Consider the following 24,641-nt stretch of genomic DNA (forward strand, 5'->3'; position numbering starts at 1 on the left):
TCGCCATTCCCCAACAGTGAGAGGACCCCGTCAAATTGCGGTCCTCTAAAACTCATTCAGTGTTATTTGCTCTCCGGCAATTGTGGCGTGCCCTGCACATGGCGCCGGCTGACGTCCACCACCGCAGAATCCTTGAGAAAATTGCGCCCCACCAGCAATGGGTAGTTGGCGTCGCTGCGGTCGGTCAGGTTCACCTCCACCATATGGGTCACCTGGCCGACATTCAGGCTCAAGTCCACTATGGGGCGGCGCTGGCGATCAAAGCCGGGGCGGGCCACGCGGACATAGCGTTTGACCGGCAACTCGATGGATACAACCCGATTTTCCCCACCGCCGCCGGGCGGCAGTAAAAACCTCACCCACTCCTTGCCATCCCGCTCGAAGTGGGTCAGCTCTTGGGCGTTCAGCGAAGAGGTCGCTGCCCCTGTGTCGATCAGGGAATCGAGAATCACCCCGCCGGGTTCGATTGCGAAGCGCTCAACCGCACCCAACACCAGTTTGTCTTTGGCGACGGGCACTTCGACTATTTTTTCGTGGGTTCGTTCGATCACCCGCTCGACCACTTTCACTTCCGGCTCGGCACAGACCACCGGCTCCTGGGCCGGGCACTGCACACCCGGGGCAGGAGTCCGGCCGGGCTCACCCGCTACCGCGCTGGCAGAGGATGCGGGAGCGGGCTGCTGCCAGGGCATATGCAGCGATTCACAGCCAGCCAGCAACTGGGCAGCCAGCACCAACCACAGATGAGAAAAGTTTCGCATTCTTACCTACTACCTTAACGACCGATTATTGTGACCATCCTTGCGCTTGGATCGCAATCCGGCCTCTCCCTGTTGGTCATCTTGGGGGAATGCCCTGCTCCGATCTGGACAGGGGGCCGATGTTACCGCATCGGACCCTAAGCTGAACAGCCGCCCTCCATAGCCGGCGCTACGGACAACTGTGGATAACACTCCCACTTTGACGGGTTCTATGACGTTGATCACAAACCGCGGTTCAAACAGTCCCGGAGCCGCGCTCCAGGCGCCGGTCTATTTCCCGCAGCTGCTCGATCAGGGCGTGAAAATGACCGCTGTTTTCGAAAAACTCTTCCGCCACAGGTGCGATACCACACCGCCGCGGCAGCGGTTGTCCCGACTCCACCAGTTGGCGCATACGGGGCAGGAACACAAATTGCAGCCACTGTGGCAGCGTCAGAGTGTCCAGGCAAAAGGGTTCGGTGCTTGCGAGCGCCTCCGCCGTGGGCGTTTCCAATGACCACAGCTTCAGCCGTCGCAGCTCCGCCTCCAGCCGCAACAGCTGATCGGCCAGCTCCATATAGATTTCATCCATCAGGGTATTCCCGCAGCCTGTTCACAATCAATTCGACGATCCCTGCTAGGGTTAACGGTTCACAGCGCCCCCGGAGTGAGCCGTCCCGCTACTCGATATGACGGCTGAAAGGGGGCAGCGAATCGAGCATCGCGCGCCCGTAGCGCCGGCTGACAATGCGTCTGTCCAGCAGGGTCACCGTGCCGCTGTCCACCTCGGTGCGCAACAGGCGTCCACAGGCCTGGACCAGCTTTAACGCTGCATCCGGCACTGTAATCTGCATGAAAGGGTTGCCTCCACGGGTCTGGACCCACTCCGCCAATGCCGCCTCGATCGGATCATCAGGCACTGAAAATGGCAGCTTGGCCACCACCACATGCCGACAATAAGCGCCCGGCAGGTCCAGCCCCTCGGCGAAGCTGGCGAGCCCAAACAAGACACTGTGGCCGCCGCTGTCCACCACCTCCCGGTGCATTTCCAGCAGCTGCCGACGGGACTTTTGTCCCTGCATCAGTATTCGCTGACGCCAGTCATCGGGCAGAGCCTCGCACACCGTTTCCATCTGTCGCCGTGACGAAAACAGCACCAGTGCTCCCGCCGACGCCTCCAGAATTTGCGGCAGGGCCCGCACCACCGCATCCGTGTGGCGGTCACTGTCACCCGCATCCACGGCACTGGCCGGCACCTGTAAAGTCGCGCGGGAGAAATCGAATGGGCTGGGCACCACCAGATAGGTGGCGCTGTCGGGGGTGCCCGCACGCATTTTCAGGCGGTCGAAACGCCCCAGGGCAGTCAGTGTCGCGGAGGTGAGCACGGCGCCATAGCAGCGGCGCCAGAGGCTGTGGTTCAGTGTATCGCCCGCGAGAATCGGCGAGCAACACACCTCAAAGTCTATGCCGCCACCCCGTTCCACCAGCGTTACCCAGCGCGCCCGGGGCACGGACCCGGCTTCATCCGCCCGCGCGTAGCTGGCCCACAGTAGCAGGTTGGCCTCGGCCCGACCGTGCCAGCTGCCAAGCACTGGATACCATCGCTGTAAATCCACCTCCGGCACCGGGCTGTAGGGATCCTCCAGCAGTCGCTGGACAGTCTGCAGCATCTTGCCCAGCAGGTCGTGCAGCTGGTCAAACTCCTCGCGCAACTTCTCCGCCAGCTGCATCAACGGCTCCGGCACCAACCCGCCGTCAAAGCGATACCTCGCACTGGCAGCGGGACCCCGCCTGTCCTCGAATTCACAAATCTGCTCGATCAGCGGCCACATCTGCTCCAGGCCCTGCTTCGCGGACGCCATTGCCGCTGGCAGCTGCTCCCCGCACCGATCCAGATCGCCGCCATCGCCAATCTCAGCCAGCACTTGCGCGAGATTCTTGTTGGCCTGGTCCAGCCAGCCGCTGGAGGCGCCGATGCGACTGTGGTGGGAAAAGTGGCTCAGGGCCTTTTCTGGCAGGTGGTGCGCCTCGTCCAGCACATAGATGCTCTCTTCCGGGGGTGGCAGGATCGCTCCCCCCCCAAGGGCCAGATCCGCCATCAACAGATCGTGATTCGCCACTATCACCCGGGCCTTACCCAGGCTCTCCCGGGCGCGAAAGAAGCTGCACTTGCTCACATGCTGGCAGCGCCGGCCGCTGCACTGGCGATGGTCGGTAGTAATGTGGCTCCAGTCGGCAGCCGCAATGGTGTCGGGCCAGTTGTCCCTATCCCCGTCCCAGGCGCCGGAGGCCAGCTGGTCGGCCATGCTGCGATAGAGCTTGACGCCGGCCTCGTCCGGCTGCTGGGGCTGCTCGTCCGGGTAGAGGCCCATATTGAACGTCTGTGTATCCGGCGAGAAACTCGACAGCAACTGGTCCAGTTTGCTCAGGCAGAGATAGCGCCCCCGCCCCTTGGCGAGGCTGATATCGAACTGCAGGCCGCTGTACTGGGCCACCTCCGGCAGATCCTTGTGTACCAGTTGCTCCTGGAGCGCCACCGTCGCGGTGGACACCACCAGGGTTTTGTCACTGGCCTCCGCCAGCGGGATGGCGGCCAGCAAATAGGCTACCGTCTTGCCGGTGCCGGTGCCGCCCTCCACCACACAGATATGCTCGCCATCGGTTTTTTCTGCGTCCCGCGCTCCGCTGCTGTCCTGGGCGATACCGCCGAGCGTGCGGGCGATGGCCGCTACCATCAGCTTCTGGCCGTAGCGGGCTTTCAGCTCACGGCCGCTTAAAAACTGGCTGTAGGCGGCCTGAATGGCCTTCTTTTGCGGATCTTTCAGCACTTGGGAATAGTGGGCAAGAGGTTTGTCTGGATACTGGGCGGCATTATCCACGAACCACCCGGCACCCTCCAGTCATTACCGGTAAGCCAGTTTGGACACCACCGGGTTGGCGTAGGCCTGCAGGGCCTTGGGGCGCCAGCGCTGGTCGATATGCTGCATACGCTGCTCGAACTGCCTCCGGATATCCCCGTCTGCATCGGCACTCCAGGGCCTCTGTGGCCAGGACACCGGCAGGTCCGGGGTCTCCCCGTAGAGCATCTCGTAGGCGATCAGGTTGGTGGGGTGCAGCACATAGTTGCCGATAATCTGCCGGTCTATCTCCTCCGCCAGGCTGCTGACATCGACGCAATCCCCCTCAATGGGGGTGCCGAAAGCCGCGTGAACATGGCCCTTGTGGCCCACCACGCCCTTGGCGATAGCGCCCAAGTCCTCGTGTTCGGCCTTGCGATAGGCCTCCCGGTGTTCTTTGACATACAGCTCTTTGGCTTTCCGCCGGTCACAGGGATCCCACTCATAGGAGATCGCCAGGGGCACTATGTGCAGCTGGCGCCAAAAATCGGCGAAGGAGGTCTCCCGGTCCTTGGTCATCGCGAACATAGCCGCCAGCGCCGGATTGGTACGGTCCATTCCATCCTTGGCGCGCCCGGACATCTGGGCGATCCACACATGCTCATTGTCGTGCACGATTGAATGGTAAATATAATTTGACAGCTCAGTGGCCGCTTGCAGCTTCTCGCGGCGGTTGCTGGACTCGCGCCTCACGGTAAAACACTTGTTCAGCTTCATGATATCGGTGGCAAACTGCTTCGAAAGCAGATTGTCGCCAATGGCGATACGGGCTGTTTCGTGCCCCTCCTTGTACATGGCCAGAATCGACAGCGCCGGATCCATGGCGATGTCCCGGTGGTTGCTCACGAACAGACAGGCCCGGTCCCGCGGCAATGTGTCGAGCCCGGAGATGGTCAGGCCGCTGCTGGTGCGGTTCACCACCATGTCCAGGTACCGGGACACCACCCTCTGCACACCGCGCACATCCTTCACGCCGCGGAACTCAAAGCGCACAAACTGCCGTACCAACCAGGCAACAGGCCCCTCCAGCCTGGCCAGTTTCGGCACCAACAAGTGTGCTGCCGCGTGGGACATCTCCGGATCGGCGATCAGGCGATCCAGCACATCGCGCACCTCCTCGTCGCGATAGGGGCGGATTTCGTCAAACCGGGAGCTATCCCAATCACCTGCTCTCATGCAATCATCACCTAAACCTGCCTGTGGACGCCATGCCACCTTCCGTCACGCCCCAGACCCGAGACCGTGAACCCGGCGCACCATATTGCCGGGAAACCGCGGCACTATAAAGGTGCCGCCGGCCGTTCGCTGGGGCCGGGTGGCCCGGCCGTGCCGGCGCAGAACATACCGGAAGCACCGGCGAACTGCCAGCGCAAAAGCGACCGGCCCCTATGGACAGTTGGAGGTGCAGTCGCCAGAATAGCCCGCTGATCAAGGCTTGCGATGATCCACAACAACGATAAAACGACACCCAGTGGCTTCCCAAGAGCCTCGCAGCAAACCAGGAGTCCAGCTTGAACCAGCCAGATACCAGTTCCACCCCCCGCACCCCCAGCCTCGGGGACTCCCTGCTCCCGCTGGGTATCCTGATCGCCCTGCTGTCACTGTCGGTGTCCCTATACGGCTCCGACTCTTCCTTAGGCCCCAACCAAATAGCGCTGCTGTTGTGCGCCGGCGTCGCGGCGCTGATGGGCATGAAGAACGGTCGCAGCTGGCGCGATATGGAAGACGGCATGCTGAAAGGCATAGGGCTGGTGTTCGGCGCCATACTGATACTGCTGGCGGTGGGTGCCCTGATCGGCAGCTGGATTCTGGCGGGTACGGTCCCGTCGATGATTTACTACGGGGTACAGATACTGTCGCCGCAGTGGTTCTACGCCGCCAGCTGTGTCATCTGCGCCATAGTGGGCCTCAGCATCGGTTCCAGCTGGACCACCGCCGGCACCCTGGGTGTGGCACTGATGGGGATTGCCGCCGCCCTGGGCCTGTCCCCGGCAATAACCGCCGGGGCGGTAATTTCCGGCGCCTATTTCGGCGACAAGATGTCCCCCCTGTCCGACACCACCAATGTCGCCGCGGCGGTGACCTCCAACGACCTTTTCCTGCACATCCGCCACATGCTCTGGACCACCATGCCGGCGTTTGTCATCGCCCTGGTGATCTTCGCCGTGATCGGCCTGTCAGCGGAAACCGCCAGCACCTCCTCGGCGGATATCCAATTGCTGCTGGGTGCGCTGCAGGAGGAATTCAATATCTCCAGCGTCAGCCTGCTGCCACTGGCGCTGCTGCTGTTTATGGCCTGGCGCAAGATCCCCGCCTACCCCACCCTCATCATCGGCGCCCTGGTGGGCTGCGTCATCGCACTCATCTTCGAACCGGAGACGGCGCGCCGGCTGGGGGGTGGCGAGGGCTCCCTGGCGGGCCTCAAGGGCGCCTGGCACAGCCTTTTCGACGGCTACAAATCCTCCTCCAGCAATGAGAATGTTGCCGAGCTGCTGTCCAAGGGCGGCATGAGCAGCATGCTCAACACCATCTGGCTGATTATTTCCGCCATGGCATTTGGCGGCGCCATGGAGCGGGCCGGATTCCTCGAGCGGATAGTCCACTGGGCCCTGTCCCGGGTGCGCACCGTGGGCGGCCTTATCACCTCAACGGTGCTCACCTGCTTCGGCATGAACGCCGCCGCCGGCGACCAGTATATGGCCATCATCATCCCCGGCCGTATGTTTCGCGACGCCTTTGCGGAAAAGGGCCTGCACGGCCTAAACCTGTCGCGCACACTGGAAGACTCGGGCACCATCACCTCCGTGCTGATTCCCTGGAACACCTGCGGCGCCTATATGAGCGCCACCCTTGGCATCGCCACCTTTGCCTACGCGCCCTTTGCGCTGTTCAACATCCTCTGCCCGCTGATGGCAATCACCTACGGCTGGCTTCACTTCAAGCAAATGCCACTGCCATCGGAAGCTTCAGAGCCGGCACTGGAACCCGATAGCCAGATGGCATCGAAATCGTCTTAATGGTTTGTTGAAAAGCCTTCCCTGGCTTTTTTCAAAAGCCAGCGATGTTGATCCCTGGCTGATGCGCGCCCACTGCACACTTCTCACAGTTTGTGTAAAGGCGCCCGATGGAGCCACCCCTGCGGCGGCGCTTGTGAACCGGCCAGGTAACAGCACGGCGAAAGGCGCTGCGTTTTGGAAAAAAACAGTGGCGCGGCATTTCATCCCCGCAAAAAATATTTTCCCGGACCAGGGACCGTCGGCAGGGGCGGGTGACAGAAAAACCTTTAAATTAAGGTGTTTCCGTGCGCCAAACTGGCACCATAAACACCCCAACTTCATCGGTGGCAGCTATTTAAACAGTACGCCTATTACACTCCATTGGGCGGTTCCTTTGTAGAAAATATTTTTGCAAAGCCGGCCGAACGGATGACGTTTTATTGGCTATGCTAATGGCTAACATCAACGGAAAGGAGTTAGGGGATGAATTTCACTCCAGCCAAGTACTTACTGGGAATTATCGGTGCACTGATTCTAGCCGGCTGTTGCGCAGCGCCTCCCGCGCCCGTTGCTTGCCCTCCAGGCGCTGAACAGATTCCTATGTCCATGGCCTGTCCTGCGGACGCGGATTGTTGGATGGCTTCGGATCAGGTTCGGTGCATGAAAGTGGTCAAGTGAGATCACCGTCGAACAGGCCCAGTATGGTGATACATACCGGGTCCTGTTCACACCATTAACCCGGCAATCGAGTAGATGGCTTTTCATCTATCGGATTGTCGCCGTTGAAATCCTGCGCAAACACGCGTAACCGTCGCTATTTCAAATGGCCCCCAGCGGCGCTTCCCTGTGCCTCATCGAGCCGACAACCTTTGCGGTTGCCGCGTGAACGCAATGGATGGCCACTGCGGAGGCATTTTTTCAGCCAACGGTTTGCCCGAATTTCCACCGATGCCCTTCCGCGGCGAAGCCCGCTGCAGTTATTTTCAACTCCTTAGTCCTGGCTAGATTCGCGGTTTGCGGATAGCATTGTGCGTCCATTCGGCCAACCCGGGCGGTCCGCGATCCCGCCCCGGGTCCGGGGACAAAAATCCCGCACGGCCTCCCGTGAATCAAGAGCAACAACATAAATCGACATGACCAGCGAAAACTCGGCCAACAGTCGCTTTGCCGCTATCGCCCGACTCAAATCCCACCGACAGCAAAACCAATGGTCCCTGCGCGACCTGTTTGCCAGTGATGGGGGGCGGGCACAGCGTTATAGCGCAACGGCGAACGGACTCTACCTGGACTACAGCAAGAACCATCTGCGGGAAGAGACCCTGCAGCTTCTCCTCGACTATGCACAGCAAATCTCGCTGCGCAGCCAGATAGACGAACTGCTGTCCGGCGGCAACATCAATAACACCGAACACCGCCCGGCACTGCATACGGCGCTGCGGTTTCAGGGCGAGCCCCGCAACGAACACGAGCTTGCGGTGGCGGACTGCCGCGCGCAGATGCGCGACTTCGCAGAGCGGGTACACGAGGGCCAATGGCGGGGATTTTCCGGCAAACATATCCGCCATATCGTGAATATCGGCATCGGCGGTTCCGACCTGGGGCCACGCATGGTGGTCGAGGCGCTGCGGCCCTGGCACCGCACCGGTATTGCAGTGCACTTTGTCGCCAATATCGATGGTGCCGACTTGAGTGACACCCTGGAGACACTGTGCCCCGAGGAAACCCTGTTTATCATCGCCTCCAAATCTTTTTCCACGCTGGAAACCCGGCACAATGGGCTGTCCGCCCGCGCCTGGATGCTAGGGGCCGGCTGCGCCGAGACACAGCTGGCGCAACACTTCGTGGCAGTGAGCAGCAATATCGTCGCGGCGCAGGATTTCGGTATCTCCGCCGACAATATTTTCCCCATGTGGAGCTGGGTGGGGGGGCGCTACTCCCTCTGGTCCGCCATAGGACTTCCCATTGCCCTGGCCTGTGGTTTTGACGTCTATCAGCAGCTGCTCGCCGGTGCCCATGCAATGGACCGGCACTTCGCCGATACTCCAGCGAGTGAAAACCTGCCTATCCTGATGGCGCTGATCCACTTCTGGTACCGCCAGTGCTGGGGCGCCACCAGCCAGGTGGTACTGCCCTATGCACAGCGGCTGGCGAAATTCCCCGCTTGGTTACAACAACTGGATATGGAGAGTCTCGGCAAGAGTGTGGACCGGCAGGGGCAGCCGCTACACTACCCCAGTGGCAGTGTTATCTGGGGGACCGAGGGCAGCAACGGCCAGCACTCCTTCCACCAGCTGCTGCATCAGGGTACCGACCTGATTCCGGCGGATTTTATCGCCATCCGGGAATCCACCTCAGAGCTGCATGAACAACACAGGTGGCTGCTGTCATGCTGTCTCAGCCAGAGCCAGGCGCTGCTGCAGGGCAAAAGCCTGCGCGAGGCGCACCGGGAACTGGAGGATCAGGGCTATACCCACCGCGAGGCCCACGCCCTGGCGCCGCACAAGATGGTACCCGGCAACCGGCCCAGCAACACGCTGATCGTCGAGAAACTCGACCCTTTCAATCTCGGCGCACTGCTGGCCCTGTATGAGCACAAGGTATTTGTGGGCGGCTGCCTGCTGGGCATCAATCCCTTCGACCAGTGGGGAGTGGAATTGGGCAAAGAGCTGGGAGCCAAGGTCTATGCAGCCGCGGGTGCGGAGGCGCCGGAGGACTGGGATGGATCGACCCGCGAACTGCTCAAGCGCCTCTTCTGACCGGTACACCGGCACCCGCGGGATTAATCCCTAACCGGACTCCTGTCCCCGTTGAACTGCTTCAGCATCGGCTGGATCAAGTCCAGTGGCAGTGGGAATACGATGGTGGAATTCTTCTCACCGGCGATGTCGATCAGCGTCTGCATATAGCGCAGCGTCATGGCGTTGGTATTTTTCGACAGCTGGTCCGCCGCCTCGGTCAGTTTCAGCGCGGCCTGGGCCTCGCCCTCCGCGTGAATCACCTTGGCCCGGCGGGAACGCTCTGCCTCGGCCTGCCGGGCAATGGCGCGAATCATGCTTTCGTCCAGGTCGATGTGCTTGATTTCCACATTGGTGACCTTGACGCCCCAGGCATCCGTTTGCTCGTCGAGAATCTGCTGGATGTCAATATTGAGCTTGTCCCTTTCCGACAGCATCTCATCCAGTTCGTGCTTGCCGAGCACCGAACGCAGTGTCGTTTGCGACAGCTGACTCACCGCCTCGTGGTAATTTTCCACATTGATAATGGCCGATTGCGGATTCACAACCCGGTAATAGACCACCGCATTCACCTTGACCGATACGTTGTCGCGGCTGATAACGTCCTGGGTTGGCACATCCATCACCACCGTGCGCAAATCCACCCGCTCCATGGTCTGGATGATGGGGATGATGATGATCAGCCCCGGACCCTTCACCGCCTGGAAGCGGCCGAGAAAAAACACCACCGCCCGCTCGTACTCGCGCAGGATGCGGATGGCGTACATGACGATCAGCACGATCGCCGCGACTAGAAGCCCCAAAAAATAGCTGACCATATCGGTCCTCCTGTTTCAGTTCCTTCTCTCAGTGCTTTATTCGGGTTTTACGCTCAGGGTCAATCCGTGTTGCTTCACAATGGTCACCTGCTGCCCGGGCACCAGTGGCTGCTCGCAGCTGGCACTCCAGATTTCCCCCCCCACATGGACCAGAATGTCGCCGCCCTGTATTTCCATCACCACCGCCTGGCGCCCCACCAGAGCCTGCTCCACCACCGGGCGGGGCTTGCGCAGACTGCGCCCCGCCGCCGTCAACAACGCCAGCAGCAAGAGCCCACTGACGCCGGCAATAGCGCCGATCAGTTTTCGCGACACCTGCATACCCGGCACATCGCTGTCGATCAGCATCACCGACCCTATCACCAGCGCTATCACGCCGCCTATGCCGAGCGCGCCAAAACTCGGCATAAACACTTCCGCCACAATCAGCAGTGCACCGAGAATAATCAGCGCCAGCCCAGCGTAGTTGATCGGCAGCACCTGCAGTGCGTAAAAGGCCAGCAGCAGGCAGATAATACCGACGATGCCGGGCACCAGTGCGCCCGGGTTGTAGCCTTCGAAGATCAAGCCGTAGATACCGATCAGCAGCAGAATATAAGCCACCTGGGGATTGGTGATCAGCGCCAGCAGTTCATTGCGCCAGTCCGGCTCGTAGCGCTGCACCGGGAGTTCGGCGACATCCTCGGCGATCGTCACCTCTCCCGACTCCAGCGCCACTTTGCGACCGGCAATCTGCTGTAACAGGTCCGTGGGGTCCTTCGCCACTATGTCGATGACATTGTCCCGCAGCGCCTCTTTGGCGGTCAGTGTTGCCGCATCGCGCACAGCCTTTTCGGCCCACTCGGCGTTGCGGCCGTGGCGGTTGGCGAGCCCGCGGATAAACGCCACAGCATCGTTGGTAACCTTGCGCTCCATCGCCGTGCTGCCACCCGCTTTTGCGGTGGCCTCATCTCCGTTTTTTTTCTCCGCATCGGCATCTTCCTTACCGCCGGAGTCGCCCGAATCGTCACTGCCCGGTTGCGACCCGGGTTGCGGCTGCCCCGGCATACCCCCCATCTGCACGGGCGTGGCGGCTCCCAGCGTGGTGGCGGGCGCCATCGCTGCTATATGGCTGGCATAGAGAATATAAGTGCCCGCGCTGGCAGCGCGGGCGCCGGAAGGATAAACGTAAGTTACGACGGGAATCCGGGCCGCAAGGATATGCTTGATAATGTCCCGGGTGGCGGCGTCCAGACCGCCGGGAGTGTCCATTTCGATAACAAACAGCTGACCGCCATTGTCCTCGGACTCTTCCATAGCCCGGAGCAGGTAATCAGTGGTCGCCGGTCCTATGGCGCCCTTGATTGTGAACAGCGCCACATGAGCGCGCGCCTCCGTCTGCTCTGTTGCCTGCCCTGCGGCAAGCATCGCCACCCCGGAAAACAGCAGTGCGGCGCACAGAAACAACCCCCTTGAAACCCCTGCAAATCGGTTCAGCATGGCACCAATCCTGGATGCGAGTGTGGCGGTGAACCCAGAGTAACAGAAATCTCCAGTGATGGTAGCGCTTAGGGCCTGTAACTGATGTCAGTCGAAAAATATTACCCGTGAATCGCCGCGGCCACTGGATTGGGACGCGGCCTCAAGTTTTCCGCCCCGCTCCAGTATCACCTGCAGGTCCCCGAAGCCGCGGGGGTCCAGCTGATAACCCATGCCGCTGAGATCCCCCAGGACAGAGGCATCCATATGCCGGTGATGGCGAATCGTATCCCGCGGCCACAGTTGGTGGTGAAACCGCGGTGAATCGACCACCTGCTGGGCGCTCATGTCAAACGCCAGCGCATTCAGGATCGACTGGTAAACACTGGTGATAATGGTAGTACCGCCGGGTGACCCGGTTACCATCTCCACCTCCCCTTCCCTGAGCACAATGGTCGGACTCATCGAGGACAGCATACGCTTGTGGGGTTGTATTTCATTGGCCTTGCCGCCCAGGGCGCCGAACACATTCGCCACCCCCGGCTTGACGCTGAAATCATCCATTTCATCGTTGAGCAGAAACCCTGCCCCCCGGACCACCACACCGCTGCCAAAACTGAGATTGATGGTGGTGGTGTTGGACACCGCATTGCCCCATCGATCCAGGATGGAAAAGTGGGTCGTGTCCTCACTCTCCTTCAGGCCGGGTTGCACCGTCGGTGTTGGGGAGATTTCCGCCAGATTGAGTTCGGCGCTGCGTTTGCGGATATACCCTTCCGCCAGTAGGGCATTGACCGGCACAGCGTAGAAATCCGGATCCCCCAAGTATTCCGCCCGGTCGGCGAATACGCGTTTGCCGATCTCAGCCAGCAGGTGCGCGTATTCAGGGCTGTTATGTGCCGGAGACTCCCCGTCGCGGGTGGCCCGGTCATACATTTTCAGCCACTGTAACACCGCGATACCGCCGGAGCTGGGTGGCGGTGCCGCCACAATCTCCCGGCCCCACCATTGGGCAATAATCGGCTGGCGCCACTTGGCCTTGTAGGCGGCGAGATCCGCTTCGGTAATCAGGCCACCCTCCTCGCGCATAAAACGGGCGATCAGTGCCGCCGTCTCACCGCGGTAAAACCCGTCCATTCCCTCTTCGCGGATACGGCGCAGGGTCGCCGCAAGCTCCGGCTGGCGAAACACCTCGCCGGCCCTCATACGGCCAAAATACTGGGGGAAATTGACCGAAGGGTGGGTTTTGCCCACTGCCTGCGCGTAATCCGCCACCTCCCGCGCAAGCTGGTCCGGCACCACAAAGCCCTTTTCCGCGAGTTCCACTGCCGGCTGCACCAGGTCCGCCCAGCGCATGCTGCCGTGACGCCGGTGGGCCTGCCACATACCCGCCACAGTACCCGGCACACCGGAGGCCAGGACGCCGTAGAGGGACAGGTCTGGAACCACCGCACCATCCCGGTCCAGGAACATATCCCGGCTGGCGGCGCCCGGGGCCGTTTCCCGGTAGTCGAGAAAATACTGGCCGCCATCCTTGTGGATCAGCATAAATCCACCACCGCCGATATTGCCGGCTTCCGGCAAAGTTACCGCCAGCACAAACTGCGCGGCAATGGCGGCGTCGACGGCATTGCCGCCGCTAGCCAATACGTCGCTGGCCACTTGCGCACTGAAACTATCCGGCATGGCCACCGCCGCCCGGTCGCCCCGCTCCCCCGCAAGCGTGGCAGCGGCGAACCAAAACGACATAAAAAACAAGCAGATAAAGCGCACAGACTTCCCCTTCTTTATTGCTTTAATTTCGATCCAGGTTGCAAACCCCGGCGAAGAAGACAGCCGCCGTCACACCGGCGAGCGGCGACTGTGCCAGCGCACCGGACAGGCGTAGTCGTCCACCAGTTCTTCAACACCCAGCAGCATGGCGAACAGCGCCATGCGCACCAACAAGCCATTGTCGGTTTGCCTGAATATCGCCAGGCCGGGGTGCTCGTTGAGATCCGTATCCAGCTCATTGGCCTCGGCACGGGAGTCCCGCGGCAGCGGGTGCATGATAACGGTGTTGGGTTCACAGTGACGGGTGAAGATTTCCCGGTTGAGGCGAAAGCGCCCGCGGTACTGGTTGGCCTCCTCCGGAGAGGCAAAGCGCTCCTCCTGAATGCGTGTGGAGTAGACGATATCCACATGGGAAATCGATGCCTCCAACTGATCGGTGATGACCACCTTGTGCCCCGCTGCGCGGAGTTTTTCCACCACCGCTTCCGGCATCGCCAGCTCCGGTGGGGAGACGAAGGTCAGCTGCACCTTGTCGAACAGACACAGAAGCTTGCACAGGGAGTGCACGGTGCGCCCGTATTTGAGATCGCCGATTACAGCGATACGGAAATCATCCAAGGTGCGGCCATTGGCCAGGAGTTCCTTGCGGATGGTATAGAGATCCAGCAGCGCCTGTGTGGGATGCTCATTGGCGCCGTCACCGCCGTTGACCACCGGCACCCGGCTGGCGGCCGCGAACTCCGCCACCGAGCCCTCTTGCGGGTGGCGCATGCAGATAACGTCGCTGTAACCGGACAGCACCCGCGCCGTATCGTAGAGGGATTCCCCCTTGGCCATGGCGCTGGCGGTGATACCGACGGTTTCGCGCACCGTCCCCCCCAACAGGTTGAAGGCGACACCAAAACTCAGGCGGGTTCTGGTACTCGGCTCCAGAAACATATTGCTGAGAATGGCCCCCTCCAGCACCCGGGTAACCTTGCGCCGCTGCGCATAGGGCGCCATGGCATCCGCCACCCCGAACACGCGATCGATATCCGCGCGCTCAAACTGGCACACAGAGAGAATATTGGCTCCGACAAAATCCATCACTACTCCATCTGTAGACGCCACAGCGGCGCCCTTTCTCACTGATGCGCTATTCTACGCCTGCCCCGGCCGGGAGAATAGCGGCCGTGAACACTCTGTTCGGGGGTCAACAGGCCCTAGCAAACTATCACCCCAGGCCTCGAGTTGGTCCAGCAGCGCCGACCGGTCGGGAAACTGCTGGCGCAGCTGCGTCAGCAGCTCGAAATAGGGCTCCAGGGTGATACTGGCACCGGCGGCCGGGTCGGTCAGGCGCCGGTAGCGCCAGGCCTCCCAGCGCTCCCGCTCTGCGGCAGACAGAGTGGTGGGGAAATTGCGTGCCCTTAAACGAAACAACAGCTCTGGCAATCGCTGATCCGCGAAGGGCACCGCCCCCGCCAGGGCCTCGCCGCCGCGCTGTTCCAGCTCCCGGTGCAGGTGACGGCACAGGTCCCGGTCCGCATCATTGAGAAAACCCTCGTAAAGGCTGGCCTCCACATCCCGGGGCGGAAACTCCCGGTCGAGAAAGACCCGCTCCAGTTTGTCCGCCAGATCCAGGCTTCTGAGGCGTTGCCAGTTCGCCTCGCAGGCGGCCCTGTCGATACCCAGTTCAGCGGCGCGCCGCTGATCCAGCATTTTGGCGGGCACCAGTACCGGGCATTTGTTCAAATGTACCAGTTTCAGCCCCACCGGCAGCTCCCCTTCCCGCAACTGGTCGCGGGGCTTATACAGCCTTTCCCGCAATTCGTCCGCGTCCAGGTCCAGCAACGGCTGGGGATCCATCGCCAGGTTGGCGACAATAACAGCGTTGCGATTCACCGGGTGCGCCGCCAGCGGCAGCACATAGGTGAGGTGCCCCTGACTGGCGGCGACCTTGCCGGACACATGCAGCAGCGGCTTGCGGCTGGGTAGATCGATCCGTCTGGCCGCCTCCCGCTTGTCCCGCATTCGGTATACGTAGTCGTAGAGCTGCGGCTGTCGGCTGCGAATCAACTGTGCCAGCCCGATGGTGGCCCGCACATCGGAAAGCGCGTCGTGTGCGCCCTCGTGGGCAATACCGTTGGCTTGGGTCAGGGCCTCCAGGCGAAAGGACGGCTGCCCATCTTCCCGTTGCGGCCAGTGGATACCCTCCGGCCGCAGGGCGTAAGTCAGGCGCACCATATCGATGATGTCCCAGCGCCCGTTGCCACCGCGCCACTCGCGTTCGTAGGGGTCCAGCAGATTTCGGTAGAGGGTGTAGCGCGTGACCTCGTCATCGAAGCGCAGGCTGTTGTAACCTACACCACAGGTACCCGGGGCCCCCAGTTCGTCCAGAATACGGTGGATAAAGTCAATTTCCGCCACCCCTTCCGCAAGCGCCCGCTGTGGGCTGATCCCTGTCACCAGGCTGGCCATGGGCTGTGGCAGGCAGTCGCTGGCAGGGCGGCAGTATAAGGTCAGCGGTTCACCGACAATATTCAGGTCCTCATCGGTGCGAATACCCGCGAACTGGGCCGGCTTGTCCACGGCGGGATCGGTGCCCCAGGTTTCGTAGTCGTGCCAAAACAATGTCGTCAAAATCGATTCCCTATTTTTAGTCCAGACTGGAACTGCAAGCCCCTGTGATCGCTTTATATTCGTGCCCGACAATCACAAAGTACCGGTCAGTGGGACCGTTTAAAACTCTGTTTCAGCCTGCCGGGACTGAGAAAACCATGCACAGTTTTTTCCGTAAACGGTTGGCTCCCCAGGCCGGTATATTTCTTATGGCGATCCGGGAACTGGTTAGCTGCCAGCGCCAGACTTTCATGCGGTATCAGGTGCGCCCACGCTCACAGGCCTTCAGTATACCGGCCTGGTGCAACTTGAGTAAGCCGCCCCTGTCCCCGACCCGCTTGCAAAACCGCCGGGCAGCTCCACGAGCGCAGAAGGCCCGCAGGCCCAACCAGCCATAGCCCGCTTGTGCGGGGGCTTCGCGGGCAAGCGCCACAAGCCCGGGCTGACTTGTTACAGAAAGCCGTAACTAACAAAGCCCTCTATTTATTTGCCAAGACAATAACACCCAAAAGGAGGCGCTCCGCAGGACGAGCCCGGCAGAGGCGTAGGGCTCCGGATCGACTTTGATTTTTAGGTGGTGACTGCGAAATTTCCAAGGGCGGAACCCTCGAATCTGAAATACTGCTTTTCCATAATTTGCTCGGCGCCAATTGCAGCATAGAATTCGCCTGCCACAGGGTTTGAAGTTTCCGCCGTCCAATCAAGTCGGTTGCAACCGTTATCAAGAGCATATTTTGCTATAAATTTCATAAGCATCCTGCCAACTCCAAGGCCTCTCGAAGATGCTGAAACAAACAGGTCTTTCAGGTAAACCTGTCCGGCTAGTTTTGGCGCAGGATATAACACGGAGATAGTTGCAAAACCGACCACTTGATCTAACTCAGTTTTGGCCAGGAGAACCTGGACCCCGGATATTCTGGAAAATACACGATCCTGGAAATACTCCCTGATATCTGCAGTCGCAGAAGCTTTTTCCCCAAAGTAATACTCCTCCAGCTCCCTGAATATAGGCAGTATTTGTTCAATATCGGATTGTTCAGCAAACAGGATTTTCATAGTTATGTCTTGGATAAAGAAATTCTTCAGTCAAACAATTTTTAACTTAGGAAACCTCTGATTAATTCTATAACTGGCAATATCAGGCGGAGAGCTAAGAATCAAGTTAGCTTGGTACATTTTTCGCCTACAATTTAACTCTATAAATATTCAGGTCCTGAAGCTTACCATTAACCTCCATATATTTTGGAACTGAATCTATGTGGTTGGCTCCAGCCCTTTCAGCAACCGCAATACTTGCCTTATTTTCATCGAGGCACATGATTTTTATACTGGAAAGGCCCTGGTCCTTAAGTATTTTACCTACAGCGATTATAGCCTTAGAAATAATTCCATTCCCCCGCGCGGCTTCTGTAAGCCAATATCCTATTTCGGCTTCCAACAACTGGTAGCATATAGACTTGACCCCAAAGATCCCCACAATTGCATGCTTTTGTTTAATTTTAAACCAACTTGCTCCCGGCTCACTACTATTTATACGTTTCATAATGTAGTATTTAGCTGTTTCCTTATCTTTTACTTTTCCCACCCAATATAAGGATTGCTCAAGAAAGGTTCTATTTTCATCAATCACCGAATAAAGAACCCCTGCATCTCTTATGGATAGCGGCTCAAGCATGATCTCGTCAGATATCTTGATATTCATACTGACATTTATCCGAAAATCAGAAGCATGCATAAAATCTACTCTATTTTTCTATCCAAACTTCTGCCCTCATTGTCAGCAGCTAGACGCCTATCATTAAAAACAAATGAAACACTTAAAATTGCAATCAGGTTCAGTGTTATTTGTGTCTTGTGAAACATAAACCAGAATACGAAGATCGCAATTTAAGCGCACAAAGTAAACCTTCGGCTCGTTAGCTTTATTGGCAATCGCTTGATAGCACTCTTTGAATAAACGGCCATTTCTTTTCGGTATATGCTTCCCTATCATCTGCCAGATCCTTTGCAAGCTGTCGCTTTAGGGCACTATACTCATCCGCAATAGTTTTATTGCGCCTAAGTATATTTCTAAATCTAATACGCTCTATCCATAGATCACTCTTATACGGAACAAGATGCAAATGGTGTGTCCTGTAATCCGGAGCAGGCTTGCAGAACCAGTGCATAATTTCGGGCTTATAAGGATAGTAGCAGTAGCCATTATTTGAAAGTACTGGGATGGCTTCTTTTGAGCTAACGAGATCTTCTACCCCAAACATAATATCTATAACTGGTTTTGCCAACATGCCTGGAACAGCCGTGCTCCCCACATGCTCTATTTTACCAATCAGCCATCGGCCAATTTTTTCTTCGAGAAAATATTTTTCCTTTTCGAAGGCAATAATCCACTTATGACTGTATTCTTCTAACTGAATTTTCATACCAAATAAATTGAGCCAATAACGTCGCAATGAAAAACAAGATCTTAAAGCCTGACCCTTATTTATTAATTATTGATCTAAATCTGAAACACAATTTTGAACGGAACCCCGCACTGCAAGTTAGTGCAACAATAACCCAAAACCCATAAGCTACAGCATCGCCGACCTTTACACAGCTTCTCGTGGGCGCCCAAGTGCCGCAGCCGATAATGCACACCCTGCAAACACAATAATGTGTAGAATATAAATAGTGTCTGCGGCCGTATACGCTGGGTATAAAGCGAACTCACAGGTAATAAATGCGACTACAGAGGTTACCCATGGATTAACATTTAACAACTTGGCTGCGGCCAGTATAAGCACAAAAACAGATAGGCCATACCCTAAGAGCTGCGTGACAAAAATCTCCCAAAGTAAAAAACTACGACCAGAAATAAAATTTGCAATCGCCTCGGGTATAGCAATTGCTGCGGAGTATCCAGTTAGTATAACCCCAAGATACGCAGTAATTAGCCCGATCAACACGCCGGCAACTGTACTCTTCACTCTTCCCCCTGAATTCCCAACCTTTGAATAGTAGTTACACCAATCACTATTATGCTGATTACTATCTCGAAGGCAATTGTGCGCATACCTATCAAAATGCCGCCGCGGATCAATCAAATATATAAAGCTAGCACTAATGCGCCATATAGGAGAATAATCATGCCGACCTGTATCCCAATAGCTGGCATAGGGTTTAGCTCTATACGTTTATAGTTTTTTGGTGATATAAACCCCTGCGCTTAACCAGCAGTCATATTCATTAAAACTCCTCGTCCCACTTGACCATTTCATTTGTAAAGCTGTGCCCATAACCCAGCGCCGCTCCTTTATGGCCGACACCTCTATATGGTTGCACTCTCTCTATATGGTAGGTGCTCTTGCAGCTGCTATTTTTGACGAGCATCCGGCAGCTCCAACGTATACTGGGTAAAGCAGTTCCCCGCGAGGGGTATTAAGCCGCACGCCCGGATCGTCGCATCCGGGACTTTCGGCTGCGTGAGCAGAGCCCTTTGGTGGGTTTCGCTGCGGCTCTGGTCATAGGGGTTAAATACCTCCAGCGGAGCCCTACCCGGAGTCAGGTGGCTGCCCTGGGTGTGCCTCCCTGCCCGATTCCTTTCAGGAGAGCCTGCCCGCGTGGGGTTGCGAAACTATGCCGTCAACCCGGGCCGGGAAAGGTCCTGGAAGGCTTATCAGCAGGCGGTAACAGTACCCTGCCCACTTCAATGCCACCCCTTTTTTAGCCTATGATACCGCTGCACTCGAGCGGTCACGGGGGGCGCCGGCTTGCAAAGCCATGCCCCTCCCTTAAAATCGCGCCTTCCCAAACACCAAAGCAACGCTGTTTCCCATGAATATTCGCCAGCTCCTATCTGACAAATTCCACGCCGCCATGTTGGCCGCCGGCGCTCCATCCGAGTGCGACCCGACGGTGGCACCGTCCAAGCGCCCCGAGTTCGGCGACTACCAGGCCAACGGCGCCATGGCGGCCGCCAAGCGGATGGGTTGTGCCCCCCGCGAACTGGCGGCCCGAATCGTGGAGAAGCTGGACAAGGGGGAAATGATCGACCGGGTGGAAATCGCCGGCCCTGGGTTTATCAATATCCACCTGAGTGATTCCTGGCTGGCGGACAGCCTGGGTGCAGCGGCGGCGGACAAGCGCCTGAACATCCCCCCGGAGGACAAGCCGCAGACCATCGTCATCGACTACTCCCACCCCAACCTGGCCAAGGAAATGCACGTCGGCCACCTGCGCACCACCATTATTGGTGACGCCCTGGCGCGATTGCTGGAATTCCAGGGCCACAGGGTTATCCGCCAGAACCATATGGGTGACTGGGGCACCCAATTCGGTATGCTGCTGGCCCACCTGGCGGACAAGCTGGAAAGCAGCGATGCCGAGGTCGCCCTGGCCGACCTGGAAACTTTCTACCGCGAGGCCAAGGTCCGCTTTGATGAAGAGGAGGGCTTTGCCGACCGGGCGCGGGAGTATGTGGTCAAGCTGCAGGGCGGCGACCCCGAGTGCCGGAAACTGTGGCAACAGTTTATCGACATCTCCATCAGCCACAGCGAGGAGATCTACCGCAAGCTCAATGTCACCCTGAAACGCGGCGACATCTACAGTGAAAGCCGCTACAACGACGACCTGCCGGTTCTGGTGAAACAACTGCTGGACGCGGGTATCGCAGTGGAGGACCAGGGCGCAATCGTGGTGTTCCTGGAGGAGATGGCGGACAAGGAGGGCAACCCCAGCGCAATGATTATTCAGAAGCGCGGTGGCGGCTACCTCTATTCCACCACCGACCTGGCGGCCATCCGCTACCGCGCCGGCAAACTCAAGGCGGACCGGATCCTCTATGTGGTGGATGCCCGGCAGTCACTGCACCTGCAACAGGCGTTCACCGCTGCGCGCAAAGCGCATTTTCTGCCCCCCTCGGTAACACTGGAGCACTGCGCCTTCGGCACCATGATGGGCGCGGACGGCAAGCCGTTCAAAACCCGCACCGGCGGTACCGTTAAGCTGGCGGAGCTGCTGGACGAAGCCGTCGAGCGCGCGGAAAAACTGGTGGCGGAGAAAAATCCCGACCTGGACAGTGAGGCCCGGAGGGCAATCGGCCGCGCGGTCGGTATAGGTGCGGTCAAGTACGCGGACCTGAGCAAGACCCGCACCAACGACTATGTGTTCAACTGGGAGGCGATGCTGAGTTTCGACGGCAACACGGCCCCCTACCTCCAGTACGCCTATACCCGGGTGCGTAGTATCTTCCGCCGCGCCGCTGTGGAGCCGGGTCAGCTGAGCGGCCGGATAATCCTGGGCACAGCGGAAGAGAGAGCGCTGGCCCTCAGGCTCTGCCAGTTTGGGGAAATCCTGCAGCAGGTGGCCCGGGACACTTTCCCGCATGTGCTCTGCACTTACCTCTATGAACTGGCCAGCGTCTATATGGCTTTTTACGAGGCCTGCCCGGTCCTCAAGGAAGGTGTCCCCGCGGAATTGCGCCAGAGCCGGCTGCGGCTGTGCGACCTGGTCGCCCGCACCCTGGCCACAGGTCTCGACTTGCTGGGTATAGAAGTACTGGAGCAGATGTAGCAGAACGACCGGGGCCTAAGCCCGGTCCGCAGAAGAGCATTTTCAGGCGATATCGGCGGAGGGGGGGAAACCGGAGGTCTCGGGCATATTGGTGGTGCTGAGGTCCGGTGTCATTGTCACCAGCCCGGCCACCAATTCCGAAGAAGTCAGATCCCGGGGCTCCTCACGCAGTATTTCCTGCAGCAGCCGCCAAGCCGTATCGAACTGGCGATCGTCCAATACCCAGAGTTCCGTGCACCAGTCCGGCTCCCCCTGGCCGTGGGCCGATTTTTTTTGCGTGATCGCCGAGATCCCCGCTTTTTCAAGCAGGTTGTGGAGGTGGCTGACCATCAGCTGGTCACTGGCGATAAAAACCCTCTGCGCCATGACGAAACTTTCCCTTAGCCTCTGTTGCCCCCCGATAATCTTCGCCGTTTCCAGGGGGTACCTTTCAGACTAGATCAGCGACGCCAATTGCGCGACTTCGCCGCCGATAAAGATTGACAGAAATCCCCAAACCGGGCTGAGAAAAACCAGGGAGGCTTTTTTACAACCTGCAAAACCCGCGATTGCGCCTGAACACGGAAGATTCAGCAGCGGCATTCCAGCTGGCGAGGGTTCATCGAAGGGGCTCTAAAAAAAGCTATGGAACCGGGGGCCAGGCTTCAGCGTTTCGATGGGGTATCTGCCGGCGGCGGCAGCACCGGAAGAAACAACCCCGACCGACACCTAACAGGTTGTTGAAAAAGGCATCCTGCCTGTTTCAAAACACGAAAAGCGAAAAATGTGAAATTCACTTTTCTCCCAAAATCAACGACTTAGACGTCGTCGATTTTGCCGGAACATCCATATTCCGGTACCAGGCGTCGAAATTCTGCGAATTTCAGCAGCCTGCTAGGGCCTGTTGGCCCTAACCCGTCTCACTGCCCGCGGCCAATTCCAGCCGGCCGGCCGTGGTGCTTCCATCCGGCGGGGTTTCGTCTTCCGCCAGTTCCGGTGAAAATAACCGATAGCTGTTTTTACCGCCACGCTTGGCGTGGTACATGGCAATATCGGCATTGTCCATCGCCTGCTCCAGGGTCGCCCCGTGGACGGGAATAGCCACCACTCCGATGCTCAGGGTAACCTGCACCAGACTCTCGCCGATGCGAATGGGCTCGGCGACGATGCTTAACATCTTTTCCGCCAGCGCCACGTAGATGCCGTCATTGCCCAGGTCGCGAACGAAGACACAGAATTCATCTCCCCCGAGCCGGGCAACCACACTGTCCGCCCGCATCACACCAGACAGGCGCCTGGCCACGATGCGCAGCAGCTCGTCGCCCCCCTGGTGCCCCAGGGAATCGTTGACCTTTTTAAAGTCGTCCAGGTCGATAAAGAAGAGGTAGCCACCCCCCCGCTGGTAGGTGCAATCCTGCAAAAACTGATTTAACTCTTCGATAATGCAGTGGCGGTTGGCGAGCCCGGTGAGCGCATCGCGCATGGCCATGCGCTCCAGCTCGGCCGTGTTCTGCGACACAATTTGCTGCATCACCTCCAGCTGGTCGCACACCGAAAGCACCATATAATCGAGCACCTCTATTTCATCCAGGCGATTGTGGTATTTGTTCACCGGCTCCACCAGATTGCGCACCGCCTCGAATTTGCCGTCGCTGAGCAACGGAAGCGCTCCCGCAAGCCGTCGCAAACGCAGGATCGGCAGCCACAACATCATCATTACGGCGCCAATAAACACCAGAGTACCGATCACCGAAAGCAGCACCAGTTTGCGCAGCGATGCATCGATATGGTCCATCTGCGCCGTCACATCGTCGACAATCACAAACCGGGCGCCGCCGCTGTCCCCATCGATAACCGGGAAGGTCTGCACATCGTAACTGCGGCCATCATCCAATGGATAACTGCCGGAAAGGCGCGGCCCCGGCATAGCGGCTTGTTCGGCCGCAAACCGGCGCAGGAGCGGCAACACCGTCTCCTGTGAGGTGAGCGCAAGCACCTGGCGATGCCACTGCTGCAGGTACAGATCCCCCTCGACCTTTTCCCGCGGCTGCCTGGCGGACAGAATGCCGATATCGGATCCGGTGGTTTCCCGAAAGGCGGACAACTCGCTGGACAGGGAGCGGTCCACCTGGAGGGTCAGATCCGTGCCGTCACCGGCCACAACCGGCACCACCAGGCTCTGCACACAGGTGTCCGCACAGTGAATACTGCTGAGGGGCCGGCCACCGATCACCACTTCCTGCACCTGCGCCGCGCTCAGGCGGCGGCTGGGCCTTCCCCAGGACACCAATTGCCCGCCCGAGCCGGAGTAGAGACTCAGGGATGCCAGGTTCCAGGTATGGCGCAGATAGTCCCACTGTCGATCAAAAATCCCGCGCAGACTGTCCGCATCCGCAGCCTTATCCCCGTGCCAGAGAACAAACAACTGAGTGAGCCGGGTGAGGTCCTCGCGGGCCCTGTGCCGCAGGCCCGCGACCTGGTGCTGGTAAGCCAGGTGGCGGTCAGTGCGGTTCTTTTCCACCAGCGATTTCAGGCTGTCTACCCCCATCAGGGTCAGGAAAAGACAAATCGCCAGCACCAGCAGTAGCAGACAGATAGTCGCCTTCACCCGCAAACTATATAAACGCATCGTCCTGAATACTCCGGCCCCGTTGTTGCAGGCCCCGCTAAACTTTCGACGGTCCGGTTCCATCCGCATCCGTCACCTCCAATTTTTACCGGCGAAACTGCTAAAGCAGCCGCCAAAAGTACATTCGCAGGCCCCCGCCATCCCCGGGACGGCGGGCCCCGTGTCGCGCATTCCAGTGCCGCCGCCGGCCACCGGGATACAGGCGCTGCGCGAAAAACCTGTGTGTATAACGTCGGACCGGCATTCTTCCAGAATAAAATTACGTCACGCCGAAAACAACAGCATAAGTGTCACAAATTCAGACACTTAAAAGCACATTGTTTCGCAATCGACGACAGATTGCCCCTCTTGTAACCGGTTGTTAAGATGCGCCCGGCCCGAGCCGGCCCACAATAGGTCCCAGTGCCGCTATTGCGCCGCACCCGGCCTCGAAGGACTGAGTCCGCCCGCCGATCACCGGGGCCA

Annotated in this window: 19 protein-coding genes; 4 read left to right on the top strand and 15 right to left on the bottom strand. The window is 58.7% G+C overall.

Features of this window, described 5'->3' with window-relative positions:
- Nucleotides 1-62 precede the first annotated feature (62 nt).
- The 4 genes from AB1S50_RS01210 to AB1S50_RS01225 all read right to left on the bottom strand — a co-directional run bounded on the left by AB1S50_RS01210 (nucleotide 63) and on the right by AB1S50_RS01225 (nucleotide 4,813).
- Nucleotides 63-761 (bottom strand): ATP-dependent zinc protease family protein, encoded by a 699-nt coding sequence (locus tag AB1S50_RS01210; protein WP_367148540.1) that lies wholly within the window; start codon nucleotides 759-761, stop codon nucleotides 63-65.
- Between the two features lie 235 nt (nucleotides 762-996).
- Nucleotides 997-1,332, bottom strand: coding sequence for a YqcC family protein (locus AB1S50_RS01215; protein WP_367148541.1), 336 nt, complete (start codon nucleotides 1,330-1,332; stop codon nucleotides 997-999).
- 88 nt (nucleotides 1,333-1,420) lie between these two features.
- A complete protein-coding gene (gene dinG / locus AB1S50_RS01220) occupies nucleotides 1,421-3,568 on the bottom strand; it encodes an ATP-dependent DNA helicase DinG (protein ID WP_367148573.1) in 2,148 nt (715 codons plus the stop codon).
- 75 nt (nucleotides 3,569-3,643) lie between these two features.
- On the bottom strand, nucleotides 3,644-4,813 hold the full coding sequence (locus tag AB1S50_RS01225; RefSeq protein ID WP_367148542.1) for a 1-acyl-sn-glycerol-3-phosphate acyltransferase: 1,170 nt from the start codon (nucleotides 4,811-4,813) through the stop codon (nucleotides 3,644-3,646).
- A gap of 335 nt (nucleotides 4,814-5,148) precedes the next feature.
- Between AB1S50_RS01225 and nhaC the strand changes: the two genes are divergently transcribed.
- The 3 genes from nhaC to pgi all read left to right on the top strand — a co-directional run bounded on the left by nhaC (nucleotide 5,149) and on the right by pgi (nucleotide 9,389).
- Nucleotides 5,149-6,654, top strand: coding sequence for a Na+/H+ antiporter NhaC (gene nhaC / locus AB1S50_RS01230; RefSeq protein WP_367148543.1), 1,506 nt, complete (start codon nucleotides 5,149-5,151; stop codon nucleotides 6,652-6,654).
- Between the two features lie 4 nt (nucleotides 6,655-6,658).
- Nucleotides 6,659-7,033 (top strand): hypothetical protein, encoded by a 375-nt coding sequence (locus tag AB1S50_RS01235; protein WP_367148544.1) that lies wholly within the window; start codon nucleotides 6,659-6,661, stop codon nucleotides 7,031-7,033.
- 733 nt (nucleotides 7,034-7,766) lie between these two features.
- Nucleotides 7,767-9,389 carry a glucose-6-phosphate isomerase gene (gene pgi / locus AB1S50_RS01240; protein WP_367148545.1) on the top strand — a complete coding sequence of 541 codons (1,623 nt, stop codon included), beginning with the start codon at nucleotides 7,767-7,769 and terminating at the stop codon, nucleotides 9,387-9,389.
- A gap of 23 nt (nucleotides 9,390-9,412) precedes the next feature.
- Here pgi and AB1S50_RS01245 read toward each other — a convergent pair whose 3' ends face one another.
- The 9 genes from AB1S50_RS01245 to AB1S50_RS01285 form a co-directional block, all read right to left on the bottom strand.
- Nucleotides 9,413-10,186: a slipin family protein gene (locus AB1S50_RS01245; RefSeq protein ID WP_367148546.1), complete on the bottom strand. Its 774-nt coding sequence runs from the start codon at nucleotides 10,184-10,186 to the stop codon at nucleotides 9,413-9,415.
- 36 nt (nucleotides 10,187-10,222) lie between these two features.
- The gene (locus AB1S50_RS01250) at nucleotides 10,223-11,665 is read right to left on the bottom strand and encodes an NfeD family protein (protein ID WP_367148547.1); all 1,443 of its coding nucleotides are present in this window, start codon (nucleotides 11,663-11,665) and stop codon (nucleotides 10,223-10,225) included.
- Nucleotides 11,666-11,752: 87 nt separating this feature from the next.
- Entirely contained in the window at nucleotides 11,753-13,417 is a 1,665-nt protein-coding gene (gene ggt / locus AB1S50_RS01255) for a gamma-glutamyltransferase (RefSeq protein WP_367148548.1), read from the bottom strand.
- 69 nt (nucleotides 13,418-13,486) lie between these two features.
- Nucleotides 13,487-14,503 carry an aspartate carbamoyltransferase gene (locus AB1S50_RS01260; protein ID WP_367148549.1) on the bottom strand — a complete coding sequence of 339 codons (1,017 nt, stop codon included), beginning with the start codon at nucleotides 14,501-14,503 and terminating at the stop codon, nucleotides 13,487-13,489.
- Nucleotides 14,504-14,557: 54 nt separating this feature from the next.
- On the bottom strand, nucleotides 14,558-16,036 hold the full coding sequence (gene sbcB / locus AB1S50_RS01265) for an exodeoxyribonuclease I (protein ID WP_367148550.1): 1,479 nt from the start codon (nucleotides 16,034-16,036) through the stop codon (nucleotides 14,558-14,560).
- A 549-nt stretch (nucleotides 16,037-16,585) separates the two neighbouring features.
- Nucleotides 16,586-17,071 (bottom strand): GNAT family N-acetyltransferase, encoded by a 486-nt coding sequence (locus tag AB1S50_RS01270; RefSeq protein ID WP_367148551.1) that lies wholly within the window; start codon nucleotides 17,069-17,071, stop codon nucleotides 16,586-16,588.
- A gap of 127 nt (nucleotides 17,072-17,198) precedes the next feature.
- Complete coding sequence (locus tag AB1S50_RS01275) at nucleotides 17,199-17,717, bottom strand: GNAT family N-acetyltransferase (protein WP_367148552.1); 519 nt, start codon at nucleotides 17,715-17,717, stop codon at nucleotides 17,199-17,201.
- A gap of 220 nt (nucleotides 17,718-17,937) precedes the next feature.
- Complete coding sequence (locus tag AB1S50_RS01280; protein WP_367148553.1) at nucleotides 17,938-18,438, bottom strand: GrpB family protein; 501 nt, start codon at nucleotides 18,436-18,438, stop codon at nucleotides 17,938-17,940.
- Nucleotides 18,439-18,606: 168 nt separating this feature from the next.
- Nucleotides 18,607-18,984: a hypothetical protein gene (locus AB1S50_RS01285; RefSeq protein WP_367148554.1), complete on the bottom strand. Its 378-nt coding sequence runs from the start codon at nucleotides 18,982-18,984 to the stop codon at nucleotides 18,607-18,609.
- A gap of 847 nt (nucleotides 18,985-19,831) precedes the next feature.
- On the opposite strand from AB1S50_RS01285, the gene argS reads away from it, so the two are divergent.
- Entirely contained in the window at nucleotides 19,832-21,568 is a 1,737-nt protein-coding gene (gene argS / locus AB1S50_RS01290) for an arginine--tRNA ligase (RefSeq protein WP_367148555.1), read from the top strand.
- Between the two features lie 42 nt (nucleotides 21,569-21,610).
- Here the strand turns inward: argS and AB1S50_RS01295 are convergent, their stop codons facing one another.
- Both AB1S50_RS01295 and AB1S50_RS01300 read right to left on the bottom strand, forming a co-directional pair.
- Nucleotides 21,611-21,934, bottom strand: coding sequence for a putative signal transducing protein (locus tag AB1S50_RS01295; protein WP_367148556.1), 324 nt, complete (start codon nucleotides 21,932-21,934; stop codon nucleotides 21,611-21,613).
- 523 nt (nucleotides 21,935-22,457) lie between these two features.
- Nucleotides 22,458-24,176: a diguanylate cyclase domain-containing protein gene (locus AB1S50_RS01300; protein WP_367148557.1), complete on the bottom strand. Its 1,719-nt coding sequence runs from the start codon at nucleotides 24,174-24,176 to the stop codon at nucleotides 22,458-22,460.
- Between the last annotated feature and the right edge of the window lie 465 nt (nucleotides 24,177-24,641).

This window comes from Microbulbifer discodermiae (genome assembly GCF_040742695.1).
In the GTDB taxonomy this organism is placed as follows: Bacteria; Pseudomonadota; Gammaproteobacteria; order Pseudomonadales; family Cellvibrionaceae; genus Microbulbifer.